Here is a 14,072-nt window from a genome sequence, read left to right as displayed (position 1 = left end):
GACCGGCGCTACTTCTCCGGGCTTGCGGCGGCGATAGCAAAGGTCCCCTGCTCCCGGTCGGAAGCAGGGGACCTTTTCCTAGCGGCCGAAGGCAGCAGGGGGACCTTTGCTACCGCTGCTATCGCTCTCCGCTGCTACTTCTGTCCGATGATCTTGTCGAAGAGGACCGACGCGTTGCCCGGGCCGCAGTCGGCACCGAAGGCGACGATGCGGAACTGGGCGAGCTTGCCTGTGGTGTAGATCACCATCACGCCGTCCTTGCCCGCGACGTTCACCGGCCGGATGCCCTCCGGCCGCACGTCGGGGTCCAGTCCGGCGGCTTCGACACAGGCGTCGAGGCGCTCCTCGGTCTTCAACGAGCCGAAGTCGCGGACGCCGATCGCCTTGCCGACGAGGGCTTCGGCCCCGCCGCCGTCTCCGCCGACCGACGAGCCGGTGGGGGCGGGCGGAGGCTGCGCGACGCCGCCCGGTGTCGACTGCTGCGTGGCCGGTACGACGATCGCGACGGCGGCGATGGCCGCCGCGGCCACGGTCGCTATCCCCGCGCCCCAGCCGATCCGCTTGTTCCGCTTCCGCCGTGCGGCCGCGAGGTCCACCACCGGGGCGACCTGCGCCTGCTGCCCTTCAGGTGCGCCTTGAAACGCAGGCGACGCCTGACGGGCCTGCATCTCGGCGGCCAGCGCCGCGTCGAGCCGCGCCGCGAACTCCGCGGGCATCGGAGCGACCGGCTCGTTCGCGAGTTCCGCGAGGTCGGCCGTCGTCGCTTCGAGTGCTTCGATGATCGCCAGTGCTTCGGGGTCGGCGTTCACCAAGGGCCAGAGTTCGGCCGCTTCTCGCTCGTCCAGCACACCTGCGTGCAGGTCGGCGAGCACATCGACAGACCACGGCGGACCGACGGTCCCACCGATCCCCCTGCTCTCGTCTGTCATCGTCCCTCCCCGTCACCCGGCGTGCCCTGAGGACGCCTGGCACCCCGTTCCGGGGTAGCGCGAACACGTTTGCTTTCGTGAGTTGGGACGTTCGCAATCGCATCGGGGTTCCGCAGATGTCCGAGAACCTTCGCGAGCTTTCCACGACCTCGAGCACACCTGCTCTTGACCGTGCCCTCGGCGATACCGAGCATTTTCGCCGTCTCGGCGACGGAGTATCCCTCGACGTCGACCAACACGATCGGGGCACGTTGCTCTTCGGGAAGCTGGTCGAGGGCTTCCTTGACGACGAGGCTCGTCTCGCGCTCGGACATCGAGTCGCGCGGTGAGGCGGGCTCGTTGAACTGCCCGGTTTCGGGCAGCGGAACGGTCGGTCTGGCCTTGCCCCGCCGGATGCGGTCGAGGCACGCGTTCACGACGATGCGGTGCAACCACGTCGTGACCTGTGATTCGGCTCTGAAGTTGCCCGCTGCGCGGAACGCGGAAATGAAGGCGTCCTGCAGGGCGTCCGCGGCTTCTTCCGGGTCCCGCACGGTGCGCAGGGCCACCGCCCACATGCGGTCTCGATGTCGCTGGACCAGTTCACTGAACGCGTGCGGGTCACCGGCGGCATGCGCCGCTATGAGATCCGCGTCCGTTGGAGCTGCAGCTGTCACCCGGGAGAGCCTACTGACCCCTTGATTTACCTCACCCCGCAGGCAGGAAGGTCAGCTCCTTGAGTTCGGTGATGAACTTCCCGTCCGCATCTTCACCCAGCTGAGTGATCCAGATGATGAAGTACTGACCCTGCTGCGGCTGCTGCAGCGCGATGGTCGATTCACCCGCCGCGAGATCCCCGGTGCCGACGACCTTGGTCTCGTCGAGCTTCGGGTTCTTCTTGTCGGCGGAGCGGATCTCGACCTTCGAGCCGGGGCTTGCCGAGTCGATCTTGATCTGGCTGAGGTTGATCGGGTCCTTGAAGGTCACGACCACCCCGACACCGTCCTTGAGCACCGGGAACTGCTTGTCGTACTCGTCGGTCTTCCAGGAGGTGCCCGCGTCGCCGTCGGTGGTGTTCTTGGCGCGGCCGGGGCTGTCGCCCTTGCTGCCCGGGTTGAAGACGGCGACCGCCGACGGCTTCACCGCGGCGCCCAAGGCGGGTGCCGGCGGCTGCTGGGTGGGCGGCGGCTGCTCGCCCGAAGGCGGCGGAGCCTGTGAAGACGACGACGCGGCGACGTTCAGGTTCGGGCCGCTGGACTTCGATTCGCCCTGGAACAGGTTGATCAGCATCATCCCGCCCCAGGCGAGGATGACCACGGTCGCGACGACCAGCACGGTCACGCCGAACGCCAGCTTCTTGCGCCGCGCGACGTCCTTGACCGGTTTCTTCGTCGTCCAGACTGTGCCGTCCGGCTCGGCCACCGCTTCTTCCTCGCCGACGGCCTTGATGAGCTGGGTGCGCTCCTCGGCTTCGGCGGCCTGGTCCAGGACGCGCAGGATGGCCGCGCTGGTGCGGATGCCGCCGTGGCCGCCGTCCTCGATGGTGCGGACGGCGAGCGAGGACAGCTCGACCGGCACCGTCGGGACCAGTGAGCGCGGCGGGATGACGCGGCCGGTCGGCGCGTGCGGCGCCGCCGGGATCGCGGCAGGCCCGCCGGGCAGGGCCCAGCGGCCGGTCAGCAGCAGGTACAGGACCGCGCCGAGTGCCTTGACGTCGTCGCGAAGGGTCGCTTCGGGCAGCGGACCGGGGAAGGCGAGCTTCAGCGCGCCGTCCGGGGTGAGCCGCAAACGCTGCGGATGATCGAGGCCGAGGACGAGACCGTTCTGGTGCGCGTGGTCGACGGCTTCCGCCAGCGCCTGCACCATCCTGGCCGCCGCGGCGGGCGCCACCGGGCGCTGCGACACCAGGTCGACCAGGTCGCTGCCCTTGGTCCATTCCGCCACGACGACACCGAGCAGTCCTTCACTCGAAGTGACGCCGCTGCCGAGGCTCAGCACGTCGAGGACGCGCGCGACCCCGCCGTGCCCGAACTTCGAAGCGTGCGCGGCACGCTCCAGCGTCCGGCGCGCGAGCCTCGCGGCCTCCGCGTCCGCCGGGTCGCCGACCAGCAGCGTCAGCGCGACATCACGCTTCAGCTGCCCGTCGCGCGCGCGCCAAAGATGCGCGGCGGCTCGTTCGTCCACCCCGAACTGTGCGAGCAGGCGATACCGGCCGTCACCGACGACCCGGCCAGGGGCCAGCGACCCGCCTTGGGCCCGGATGCCCACCTGGCTCGCCTCCCCTGCCTGTTCGCTCCGTCTCGTATCCACCGCACTCTCCCGCGTAGCTCCCGCCCCGAGGGTACCCAGAATACGACGCGTGAACGCGGGCCATCCGTGCGTGAATCGTTATCCGCGCTTGATCAACCGGGTGATCCTCGCCGTGGCGGGCTTCAATTCCTCGACCTTCAAGGCCATGAGCACGCCGAACGACACCACGATGCCGACCATCGTCTGCAGCAGAAGTTTCACCCAGGCATGGAAAGTAGGCCCGAACGAGTCAGGGACGATCTGCCCGGCGAGCCACGCCGCGCCGACCCCGAGCACACTCGCGACGACCGTGAAGAGGATCACCCCGAGAATCCGCTTGCTCCGGAGATTTCCGAGTGTCACCCACAGCCAAACCTGGCCGAGGATCGCGCCGACGACGAACGTGAGGCCGTTGACCATCATCACGCCGAGCACGATGTTGTCCGGCGAGAGAAGCGCGGGGCACAGGTAGAGCAGCGGCACCTTGACCACGGTCATCACGATCATGATCAGCACCGGCGTCCGCGCGTCCTTCATCGCGTAGAACACCCGCATCTGCAGCATGACCAGCGCGTACGGCAGCAGCGCGAACGCACTGATCGCCAGCGCCTCGCCCATCCTCGACGCGTCTTCGACCCGGCCCTTGCCCAAGGTGAACAGGGCGATACCGACCGAACCGCCCACAACGGTCATCACCGCGGAAATCGGCAGGAGTGTCACCGTCGAGATCCGGGAGGCGTACGAGAGGTCGCCGATCAGCTTCTTGTGGTCGCCGTCGGCCGCCGCGCGGCTCATCCTCGGCATGATCGCGGTCAGCAACGACACCCCGATGACGCCGTACGGCAGCTGGAAGAGCAGCCACGCGTTGCTGTACGCGGTCACCCCGCCTTGCGAACCGCTGGTCAGCACCCGGGTCGTGATCGTGTACCCGACCTGGCTGACAGCGACGTAGCCGACGGTCCAGAGGGCGAGCCCGCCGAACTCCTTCATGCGCTTGTCGATGCCCCAGCGCCATTTGAACTTGAACCCGGACCGCAGCAGCGGCGGGATCAGCAGCACCGACTGCGCCACGATGCCCGCGGTCACGCCGAGGCCCAGCGTCAGCAGCTTCGGGTCGGTGATCGACACCGGATCGGTCGAGATGTTCCCCGGCATGATCCACACCACGAGGATCGTGAAGATGACGACCAGGTTGTTGATCACCGGCGCCCAGGCCGTCGGGCCGAAGATGCTCTTCGCGTTCAGCACCGCCGAGAGCAGGGCGAACACGCCGTAGAAGAAGATCTGCGGCAGCAGCAGGTACGCGAACGCGGTGACCAGGTCGGGATTCGCCTGTCCCTTGTCGTCCACGTAGAGCTTGGTGATCAGCGGCGCGGCGAGGACCGCGATGGTCGTCCCGACGACGAGCAGCGTGCCCGCCACCGTGACCAGTCGTTGGGTGTAGGCCTCGCCGCCGTCCTTGTCGTCCTGCGACCGCACGAGCAGCGGGACCACCAGACTGGACAGCACGCCGCCCATCAGCAGTTCGAAGATGATGTTCGGCATCGTGTTGGCGACGTTGAACGAGTCGTTCTCCACCTGGGCGCCGATGGCCGCGACCAGCAGCAGCTTCCACGCGAAGCCGGTGATCCGGCTGATCAGCGAGGCGATCGCCATCCGGCCGCTGGACTTCGCGAGCGAGGGCGCCTTCGCCGGGGCGGCGACGTCTTGTTCGCCGGTCTCGCCCGGCCGCGGTTTGACCAGCGGCGCGTCCTTGATCGCAGGCATGACCTGCGTGGCGAGCTGGTCGTACGGGCGGAGGACGTCGGGGTCGGCGACCGGCCAGCGCGAGCCCATCGGCACACCGGGGGTGCGCGGGATGAACCGCGTCGCGTCGGGTTCGTCGCGCCGGTCCACCTGCCACGGGCGGACCGGTGGCGGCTGGCGGCGCCCGCGATGCGGCGGGGGCGGCGTCTGGTTCAGCGCCTGCGGCGTCTGTGGTGCCTGTGGCGCCTGTGGCGCCGCCGGACGGCGCTGGGGCGGATTCTGGGACGGCTGCGGAAGCGGCTGCCCCGGCGGGGGCGGAACCGGCTGACGACGGGTCGGCGGAGGCGGCGTCGGTGACGGAGCCTGCTGCCGGGGCGGCGCCTGGTTGGGCGGCGGGGGCGGCGGTGGGTTCTGGGGCGGCCTCAGCCGCCGTGTCTCGTCGTCTGGTCGGCCCGCGGCTCGACGACGGCCGTCCACCGGCGGCGGGGGTGGCGGTGCCGCACGCCGCGGGCGCTCTCCGCGTTCGGGCGGGAGCTGCTGCGGGGGCGGCTGACGGCGTTCCGCGCGTTCAGGGCGTTCAGGACGTCCTGAACGCTCGGGGCGGCGCACTGGGCCATCGGTGCGACGGGGCGGCGGCGGAGTACCTTCGCGCCGGGGACGGCCTGCACGCTCGGGCGGTACACCCGGCTCTCTTTCCAACGTGCGCCCAATCCTCGGTGCTCGACTACGTGATGCCCGGCGGCATCGTTCGACCCAGGGTAATCGGCAACGGCCGGAAACACTTAAACCTGTGCGTCCTCGGTCACACGAGGGGCGGTTTCGTTCGCCCGATCGGCGCGGGAGTCCTTGATCCTCCGGTAGATCCGGCGGGACGAGAGCAGCAGCAGCGCGCCGGCCGCGGTGACGGTGATGATGATGGTGATCGCGCCGTACTCCGTGGAGGTCAGCTCGAACCGCGCGTCGGTGCCGAGTTTGGTCCCGTCGGGCGTGGTCAGGGACACGTCGACGCTGAACCGGCCCGCTCGCAGCGCCTCGACCGGGAGCAGCTGGTTGATGGCGCCGTTGGCCGGGACGGTCCGCTCCGGGACGGCCGCGGTGGATCGCAGGCCCAAATTGTTCTTGAGCACGATGCGTACGTTGACGCCGACCGGGAGGCCGTTGGTGACGTAGGCGGGCAACGGCGACGCGCCGGAAGCCAGCGCGATGGTCTGCTTCGGCCGCTCCACGGTCACCTGGCTGCGGATCGCCTCGAGGTCGCCGCGGGCGTTGCCGGTGGCGGTCCCGGCGTCCGCGCCGCGCCACGAGGTCGACGCGGCCCGGATGATGGCGAGCCGGACGGGGGCGATCACGTCGGCCGGATTCACCCGTTTCGTTGAATCCATCGTCATCGACGACGACAGGCCCAGGGTCTCGTTGTCGATCTGGGACATCCTCGCGGTGACGTCGCCGCTGGTCGCGGCCGAAACGTCCTGCGGGTCGTAGTTGACCGAGGCCCTCCCGGACGGGCTTTCGCCGAGCAGGTCGGGCAGCGGTGCCGACTTGGCGAGGCCTGTCGCGTAGAAGTCGCCCATCCGCTCCAGGAACGTGGTGAGCTCGGTGCCGGACGCGTCCCAGTGCCGCGGCGGGGCGATCAGCAGCCGTGAGCGTTCCTGCCCCGCGGCCTGCCCGCCGAGCCCGGCGCGGAAGGCGATCGCGCCGAGGCCGTTCTGGGTGCCCCCCGGGCCGTTCAGCGCGGACGTGATCAGCGCGTCGATCGGCTGCGCGCGGAGATCCGTCCCTTCGATCGCGACCCCACTCGAAAGAGGGGAATCGGACTGGAGCTTGCCGGAGTCGGTCAGCACGGTCTTGACGCCCGCCTTGCCGATCGCCTCGACGGTCTGCGAGTCGAGGGCGCCGCCCGGCCAGAGCACGCCGTCCTGCGGCTGGATGCCGAGCAGGTTCTTGATCGTCGCCGCGCCGCCGACCGCACTGGCCAGGAGCGCGGTGTCGGTGGCGTCGCCCGCCCGGACCTTCGTCAGCGCGGTGAGGTCGGCGTCGGCGAACGGGAGGGTGACCACGCACCGGCCCGCGACCAGGGCTTTCAGCTGGCCGAGCCAGTTCTTCGCGGCGTCGACGCCCCTGCCGGGGACGGGAGCGCCGCCGTTGGCGACCTGGTAGCCGCGGGTCATCCCGTCCACGGTCGCGACCAGGTCGGGATCGATGGCCAGGCACAACGACGACGAGACCTTCGTGTCGGCCTCCGCCGCCCGTGCCGCCGCGACCAGCGAGTCCAGCCGTCCCCCGGCGCCCAGTTCACCGGCCAGCCGCTCGTCGGCCAGAGTCAGCGGGCCGCCGAGCGGGGACGAGACGACGTGGACGGTGCTGTTCGCGATCGGCCACAGCAGGCTCGCCAACGGCACCGAGGGCGCTGTCGGCGGACGCGACGAGGGCGCTTTGCCGGGGACACCGAGCACCGGCATCAGCAGGCTGACCGCCGCGAGCCGTTCCGCGCCGCCGAACTCCGGGGTGCCGTTGACGTTGACCAGCAGCGGGTACACGCCGGGCTTCGCGAACTGCAGCTTCGAGGACTGGCCGAGCGGGATGTTCAGGTTCAGCGTCGCGCTCTGACCCGCTTCCAGGCTGTCCGGTTCGAGGTCGACGAACTCGGTCGCGGACTGGTCCTTGAACTTCCCGCCGGCGAGCACGTCGCCGATCTGCTGCTCGCTCTGCAGCCGGGTGCCCTGCTGCAGCCGGACGCTGAGCTTGCGGATCGGCCGGTCGCCGACGTTGGTGACCCGGCCGGTGACGATGAGTGACGTCGAGTTCGTGCCGATCACGCGGGGGTTCAGCTGGTCGAGGTCCACGCGCAGCCGGGGCTGCTCCTGCGCCTGCGCGACCGCGCCGAACAAGGCGGGCAGTGCCAGGAACAGGATCGACAGGACAGTGGCGGCAAGCCGCTTCACTCAGGTGCTCCCTCGGCGGTGTGCTGTTGCGCGAAGAGTTCTTTGGCCTTCCGGACCAGCTTGCGCTCGTCGGAGTAGGCGAGGGTGGTCTCCAGGTCGGCGAGCGGCACCCAGGCGACCTCGGTCACCTCGACATCCTCGTCCGAAAGTTCGCCGCCGGTGGATTCCAGGATGAAATGGTGCACCGTCTTGTGCACCCGTCGTCGCTCGGCCACGAACCAGTAGTCGATGGTGCCGAGGGGCTCGAGGACCCGCGCGGAGATGCCGGTCTCTTCCTTCACCTCGCGCACCGCGGTCTGCTCCACCGTCTCACCGTCCTCGATGTGGCCCTTCGGCAGCGACCACAGCAGTCTGCCGTGCCTGTCGAGCCGCCCGATCAGCGCGGCGTTGGCCCGCTCGACGTCGACGACGAGGCCGCCGGCCGAGGTTTCGTCGACCGTGGTCAGCCGCCTTCCCCGCCTGCGCCTCCGCCGGCGGCCCGGCTTCGAAGCGCCGGAGCGGCCGGCTGATCCAGACATGCTGCGATGCTAGAGCAAACGGCGGTACGGGTACGCTGGCTCTCCGTGCCCGTGTTGGGCCGGGTCGTAGTAAGTGTCTCGGTAAGTACATCCAAATCGTGGTGGGATTGTCGTGAACAAGGTGGTCGCCGGGCAGGCGATTGCGGGGAAGAGCACTGCGATGCAGAACGCTGTGACGGAGCTGATGCGCATCTCCCCGCTGGCGGACGAGCTCGCGAAGCTCTTCGCCAAGGCGGGCTACAAGCTGTACCTCGTCGGCGGGAGCGTCCGCGACATGATGCTCGACAGGCTGTCGAGCGACCTCGACTTCACCACCGACGCGCGGCCGGACCAGGTGCTCAAGATCGTCGGTGCCTGGGGCGACGCGGTGTGGGACGTCGGTATCGCGTTCGGCACGGTCGGCGTGACCAAACAGGGCATGACCCTGGAGATCACCACGTTCCGCGCGGACAACTACGACCGCGTCGGCCGCAATCCCGAGGTCACCTTCGGCGACAGCATCGACGGCGATCTGCTCCGCCGTGACTTCACGGTCAACGCGATGGCGATCGACCTGGCGAACCAGACCTTCGTCGACCCGTACGACGGGCTCCAGGCGTTGCGGGACCGGGTACTCGACACGCCCGCGACCCCGCAAGAGTCCTTCGCCGACGATCCGCTGCGCATGCTGCGGGCCGCGCGGTTCTCCGCGCAGCTCGGCTTCACCGCGGCGCCGCGGGTGATCGACGCGATGACGTCGATGGCCGAGGAGATCGACCGGATCACCGCCGAGCGCGTCCAGGCCGAGCTGTCGAAACTGCTGCTGGCGGACGACCCCCGGCCGGGTATCGAGCTGCTGGTCGACACCCGCCTCGCCGACCGCGTGGTGCCCGAGGTGCCCGGGATGCGGCTGGCGATCGACGAGCACCACCAGCACAAGGACGTCTACCAGCACTCGCTGACCGTGCTCGCGCAGGCGATCGACCTGGAGAAAACGCACGAACCGACGTCCGAGCCGGATCTGATCCTGCGGCTCGCGGCGCTCCTGCACGACGTCGGCAAGCCCGCGACGCGCGAGTTCCAGCCCGGCGGCGGCGTGAGCTTCCACCATCACGAGGTCGTCGGCGCGAAGATGGCGCGCAAGCGTTTGCGTGCCCTGAAGTTCTCGAAGGAGATCATTCAGGACGCCAGCCAGCTCGTGTTCCTGCACCTGCGGTTCCACGGGTACGGCAAGGGCGAGTGGACCGATTCGGCGGTGCGGCGCTACGTCACCGACGCGGGTGACCTGCTCCCCCGGCTGCACAAGCTGGTGCGCGCGGACTGCACCACGCGCAACCGGAAGAAGGCGGCCGCGCTGCAGGCGACGTACGACGACCTCGAGCGGCGGATCGAAACGATCCAGGCGCAGGAGGACCTCGACCGGGTCCGGCCGGACCTCAACGGCGAGGAGATCATGCGGATCCTCGACCTCAAGCCGGGGCCGGACGTCGGCAAGGCGTGGAAGCACCTGAAGGAACTGCGGCTCGACCGCGGTCCGCTGGAGCACGACGACGCCGTCGCCGAATTGAAGAAGTGGGCCGCCGAGAACGGTGTCGGCGGCTAGCGTCTTCACCCATGGGGGTCAGAGCGAAGCTCGCCATCGGCTTGGTGGTGTTGGCGCTGGTCGCGACCTGCGCGGGTATCGCGGTGTTCTCCGGCCGTCCGGTCGCCGCGCCGGTGCCGAAGGACTTCTCGTGCGATCCGAAGCCGGTCCAGGCTGTCGTCTTCGCGCAGCCGGCCGAACCCGCCCCGCCACTGCGCCGCGACGGATTCGACGAGCTGTTCCGGACCGGCCGTGAGGTCCTGGCGGGCAAGGAACCCGCCGTCGTGGAGGTCGTCGAACTCGGCGCCCTCGACCTGCCCAGCGGCCGGGTGCTCGGCGGCGACCCGACCACCATCAACGACCTCACCGAGCCGCCGGTGCCGTTCGTCGTCCGCGTGCCGCCGGGGGCGTACCCGGTTTCCGTGGCGAAGGTCCGGATCGCGGGTCCCACCGAGCACCTGCGGGTCGTGGCGGCCCGGCTGACGATCCGGCCGGAGCCGGTCACCCGCTGGGAGCTCGCGCTGGTCAAGGGCGAGGATCCGGCGAAACTGGGGCCGAACGAGTTCTACGGATACGGCGTCGACGCCGGGCTCGGCGCCTTCGTCGACGCGGACGCGGTCCCGGCGCTGTGCCGTCTCGTCGGAGAAGACCTGGAAGGTCCGCTGATCAAGGCGCTGGACGGCCCGGAGGCGGCACTCGTCCGCGATCCGGTCAGCGGGCTGAACGTCTCCGCGTTCGGCTCCGGCTGGGGAGACGGCAGCTATCCGACCTGGATCGGCTACACGGCGAAGGGCGATGTCGCCCGGTTCGTCACGGATTTCCACGTCATCAGCTGAGATAAACACCGTTGGTCTCTGGATCCACATGGAGTAAACGGCGATACTCCTGCCGGTGCTCCTGGTAGGGGGAAAATCCATGGCGAAGCGGCCGCCCAGTTTTCTGGTGACGTTGCTGCGTCGAGGCGCGCCCGCGCTGGCCACGGCGACGAGTGAGCTGTCCGACGAGGTCGGCGACCCGACGCCGATCCGCGCGCTCCGGCGCATCCAGCAGATGTCGGGTCCCGTCGACCCGGCGCATCGCGACAATCTCCTGCTCCGGGCCGCCCGCTACGTCGCGCTCGTCCCACTGGTCTACCGGCTCTTCGCGGTTCCCGGCGCGTTCGGCGTCTACGTCTCCGCGCACGGCATGACCGGGATCGGCCCGGTCGGGCTGGTGACGCTGGGGTCGGTCGCGCTGAGTCTGTACGGGATCCGCTGGATGCTGCGCTCGGCGCCGTTCCAGCCGCACCACGCGGCCCGGCTGCTGGCCGTCGACCTCGTGTTCACGCTGCTCGCGCCGCTGGCCATCGGCGCGCTCGTGCCGGGTTCGGTGTTCACCGAGGCGATGGCGGTGCCCGGCAAACATCTGCTCGGCGAGGTCGCGTTGCTGGCACTGGCGCTGGGCATGCCCGCCGCCGCGGCACTGGCCATCGTCGGCTTCCCGATCCGGATGCTCGCGTCCCTGTTCGCCACCGGCCACGGCGCGCCCGGCGACGCGCTGGCCACCTTCCCGTCGATCCTCGGCGTGCTCTTCACCGCGACCGGAGCGCTCGTGCTGATCGGGCTCGGCACGCGGCTCGCCCTCGCGTACGGCATCCGCAACGGACGGCTCGCCGAACGCGCCCGCCAGCACCGGGTGCTGCACGACTCCGTGCTGCAGACCCTCGAAGCGATCGCGCTGGCCAACAAGGAAGACCCGGCCGAGCGGCTCGCCGAGGTGCAGCGGCTCGCGCGGGCGCAGTCGATGGAGCTGCGGCAGACGATCGAGACCGAGGCTTCGGAACGGTCGGAGGCAGGCTCCCGGCCACTGGGCGAGAAACTGGCGTCGCTGGCGGCGGAGATGGCGCGGGACGGCCTGCGCGCCCAGCTCGTGATCGCCGAACTCGACGACGACACCCTCTCGGAGGTCCGGCAGATCGCCATCCGCGACGCCGTCCGCGAGTCCCTGCGCAACACCCTCAAGCACGCGGGGACGGACAAGGTCGTCGTGCGCGTCGAAGAGCAGGAAGGCGGCGTCGCGGTGATCACCCGCGATCACGGTGCCGGGTTCAGTCTCGACTCCCGGCCCGCCGGTTTCGGGATCAGCGAGTCCATCACCGCCCGGTTGAACGAGGTCGGCGGGACCGCCAGGGTGGAGTCCGCTCCGGGCAATGGCACCAGAGTCACCCTCTGGGTGCCGTTCTGACGGTAAACAGGAGAACATGAAGAAAACGGACGTCCTGGCCAAAGCGCTCACCGCGTACCGCGACGGTGACCGGGCCAAGGCAGCTGACCTCGCCGAGCGGGCCGGATCCACGCTCGGCATCGAACTGCACCGGTACCTGACCGAAGGCGGCGGCGGAGGTGTCTACGACCAGCCCGCCGCGTTCACCGCGTTCATCCGCGGCGGCGGGAACGTCAAGCTCTACCGCCAACTCAGCGCGATGCTCGCCAAGCGCTACGGAAGCGTCGGCTCACTGCTCGACCTCGGCTGTGGCGACGGGCTCGCCGTCATCCCCGCCCTCGAACAGGCGGACCGGCAGCCGGGCCGGATCGACCTCGTCGAGCCGTCGGGCGCGCTGCTCGCCGAAACGCGCAAGCACCTCGACGGCACCCACGGTCTGCACACCTGGGACGACACCGCGCAGGAGTTCCTCGCCCGTGACGACGACAGGCAGTGGCAGCTGACGCAGTCGACCTTCGCGCTCCAGTCGATCCCGACCGCCGAGCGCACCGAGGTCCTGCGGGCGCTCAGGCCCCGCACCGCCTGCCTGGTGCTCGCCGAGTTCGACGTGCCCGAGTACGACGAAGACTCCGACGAGTACCTGCTTTCGCTGGTCACGCGCTACGAACGCGGGATCTCGGAGTACGGCAAGGAGGCGTCGCTGGTGGCGCAGGGATTCCTGCTGCCGATCCTGCTGGGCCTGGTCAAACCTGGCGCGGACCGGACGAACTGGGAGCAGCCCGCCACCGATTGGGCTTCGCAGCTCAAGGAAGCGGGCTTCACCGGCATCCGGATCGAGCCGCTGGCCGACTACTGGTGGTCTCCCGCGGTGCTCATCACCGCGTCCTGAGTTTGGCTACGTTGGGGGCATGGGGATCTTGCTTTCCGCGCTCGAACTCGCCGTCGTCGAAGAGGGCCGCGCGGCCACCGAAGTACTCGCGTCGACGGCCGCCGTCGCCGGGAAACTGGAGGAACTGGGATATCACCGGGTCTGGATCGCGGAGCATCACGGTTCGCCCGCCATCGCGACGTCCTCGCCGCCGGTGCTGGCCGCGCATCTGGCGGCGGTGACGTCGGCCATCCGGATCGGGTCCGGCGGGGTGATGGCGCCGAACCACGCCCCGCTCGCGATCGCCGAGCAGTTCGCGACGCTTTCCGCGCTGCACCCCGGCCGGATCGACCTCGGCGTCGGGCGTGGTCCCGGCACCTTCGACGAGAAGATCATCCGCGCGCTGCGGCGGGGCGCGGATCCGGCGACGGACGACGAGTACCGCGCCGACGTCGCCGAGCTGCTGCGGCACCTGGCCGGGGAGACCGGGATCCGGGTGCTGCCCGGCGAGGTGCCGACGCCGGAACCGTGGCTGCTGTGTTCGAGCGCGGCCGGTGCCGGGCTCGCCGCCGAGCTCGGCCTGCCGATCGCGGTCGCGCACCACATCCGCCCGCAGAACACGGCCGAGGTACTGCAGGCCTACCGGGAGAACTTCAAGCCGTCCCAGTGGCGCGAGAAGCCGTACGTGATCCTCTGCGTCGAGACCATCTGCGCGGACACGGACGCCGAAGCGGCGTACCTCGCCGGTCCGTGCGCGGTGATCAAGTCGTACCTGCTCAAGGGCGAAGGTGGTGATCTCGCCTTCCCGACCTTGCGGCAGGCGGCGGCCCACGAGTTCGCGCCGGAGTCGGCGGAGCTGATCGCGCAGTTCACCGCCGTGCAGGCGCACGGCGGGCCGGAGAAGGCGGTGAGTTCGCTGAAGAACCTCGCCGAGGCCACCGGTGCCGACGAGCTGATGCTGACGACACCGGTGTACGACCTGGGTGCGCGGGCGAGGTCCTACGAACTCGTCGCCGAGGCGTTCTAGGACCGCATCCA

Annotated in this window: 13 protein-coding genes; 6 read left to right on the top strand and 7 right to left on the bottom strand. The window is 69.8% G+C overall.

Features of this window, described 5'->3' with window-relative positions:
- Positions 1 to 134: 134 nt before the first annotated feature.
- The 4 genes from BKN51_RS34400 to murJ form a co-directional block, all read right to left on the bottom strand.
- The gene (locus tag BKN51_RS34400; RefSeq protein ID WP_101611567.1) at positions 135 to 929 is read right to left on the bottom strand and encodes a hypothetical protein; all 795 of its coding nucleotides are present in this window, start codon (positions 927 to 929) and stop codon (positions 135 to 137) included.
- Positions 926 to 1,585, bottom strand: coding sequence for an RNA polymerase sigma factor SigM (gene sigM, locus BKN51_RS34395; protein ID WP_101611566.1), 660 nt, complete (start codon positions 1,583 to 1,585; stop codon positions 926 to 928). Before sigM ends, BKN51_RS34400 begins: the two co-directional genes overlap by 4 nt.
- Before the next feature lie 31 nt (positions 1,586 to 1,616).
- On the bottom strand, positions 1,617 to 3,176 hold the full coding sequence (locus tag BKN51_RS34390; RefSeq protein WP_174720571.1) for a protein kinase family protein: 1,560 nt from the start codon (positions 3,174 to 3,176) through the stop codon (positions 1,617 to 1,619).
- Positions 3,177 to 3,296: 120 nt separating this feature from the next.
- A complete protein-coding gene (murJ, locus tag BKN51_RS34385) occupies positions 3,297 to 5,033 on the bottom strand; it encodes a murein biosynthesis integral membrane protein MurJ (protein WP_233223051.1) in 1,737 nt (578 codons plus the stop codon).
- A gap of 22 nt (positions 5,034 to 5,055) precedes the next feature.
- On the opposite strand from murJ, the gene BKN51_RS44540 reads away from it, so the two are divergent.
- Positions 5,056 to 5,271, top strand: a complete 216-nt coding sequence (locus tag BKN51_RS44540; RefSeq protein WP_168214232.1) for a hypothetical protein — start codon at positions 5,056 to 5,058, stop codon at positions 5,269 to 5,271.
- A gap of 94 nt (positions 5,272 to 5,365) precedes the next feature.
- Here the strand turns inward: BKN51_RS44540 and BKN51_RS34380 are convergent, their stop codons facing one another.
- The 3 genes from BKN51_RS34380 to BKN51_RS34370 form a co-directional block, all read right to left on the bottom strand.
- The gene (locus BKN51_RS34380) at positions 5,366 to 5,626 is read right to left on the bottom strand and encodes a hypothetical protein (RefSeq protein WP_101611564.1); all 261 of its coding nucleotides are present in this window, start codon (positions 5,624 to 5,626) and stop codon (positions 5,366 to 5,368) included.
- Positions 5,627 to 5,725: 99 nt separating this feature from the next.
- Positions 5,726 to 7,885, bottom strand: coding sequence for a DUF6049 family protein (locus BKN51_RS34375; protein WP_101611563.1), 2,160 nt, complete (start codon positions 7,883 to 7,885; stop codon positions 5,726 to 5,728).
- On the bottom strand, positions 7,882 to 8,403 hold the full coding sequence (locus BKN51_RS34370) for an NUDIX hydrolase (RefSeq protein ID WP_101611562.1): 522 nt from the start codon (positions 8,401 to 8,403) through the stop codon (positions 7,882 to 7,884). Before BKN51_RS34370 ends, BKN51_RS34375 begins: the two co-directional genes overlap by 4 nt.
- Positions 8,404 to 8,563: 160 nt before the next feature.
- Between BKN51_RS34370 and BKN51_RS34365 the strand changes: the two genes are divergently transcribed.
- From BKN51_RS34365 to BKN51_RS34345, 5 genes are all read left to right on the top strand, one after another.
- A complete protein-coding gene (locus tag BKN51_RS34365) occupies positions 8,564 to 9,985 on the top strand; it encodes a CCA tRNA nucleotidyltransferase (RefSeq protein ID WP_101613630.1) in 1,422 nt (473 codons plus the stop codon).
- An 11-nt stretch (positions 9,986 to 9,996) separates the two neighbouring features.
- Positions 9,997 to 10,800 carry a DUF4241 domain-containing protein gene (locus BKN51_RS34360; RefSeq protein WP_101611561.1) on the top strand — a complete coding sequence of 268 codons (804 nt, stop codon included), beginning with the start codon at positions 9,997 to 9,999 and terminating at the stop codon, positions 10,798 to 10,800.
- 79 nt (positions 10,801 to 10,879) lie between these two features.
- The gene (locus BKN51_RS34355; RefSeq protein ID WP_101611560.1) at positions 10,880 to 12,187 is read left to right on the top strand and encodes an ATP-binding protein; all 1,308 of its coding nucleotides are present in this window, start codon (positions 10,880 to 10,882) and stop codon (positions 12,185 to 12,187) included.
- 16 nt (positions 12,188 to 12,203) lie between these two features.
- A complete protein-coding gene (locus BKN51_RS34350) occupies positions 12,204 to 13,055 on the top strand; it encodes a class I SAM-dependent methyltransferase (RefSeq protein ID WP_101611559.1) in 852 nt (283 codons plus the stop codon).
- 19 nt (positions 13,056 to 13,074) lie between these two features.
- The gene (locus BKN51_RS34345; RefSeq protein ID WP_101611558.1) at positions 13,075 to 14,061 is read left to right on the top strand and encodes an LLM class flavin-dependent oxidoreductase; all 987 of its coding nucleotides are present in this window, start codon (positions 13,075 to 13,077) and stop codon (positions 14,059 to 14,061) included.
- The last annotated feature ends 11 nt before the right edge of the window (positions 14,062 to 14,072 follow it).

It is taken from the genome of Amycolatopsis sp. BJA-103, assembly GCF_002849735.1.
In the GTDB taxonomy this organism is placed as follows: domain Bacteria; phylum Actinomycetota; class Actinomycetes; order Mycobacteriales; family Pseudonocardiaceae; genus Amycolatopsis.
The sequence above is the reverse complement of the archived record's forward strand: the minus strand, read 5'-3'. Positions and strand labels throughout refer to the sequence as shown.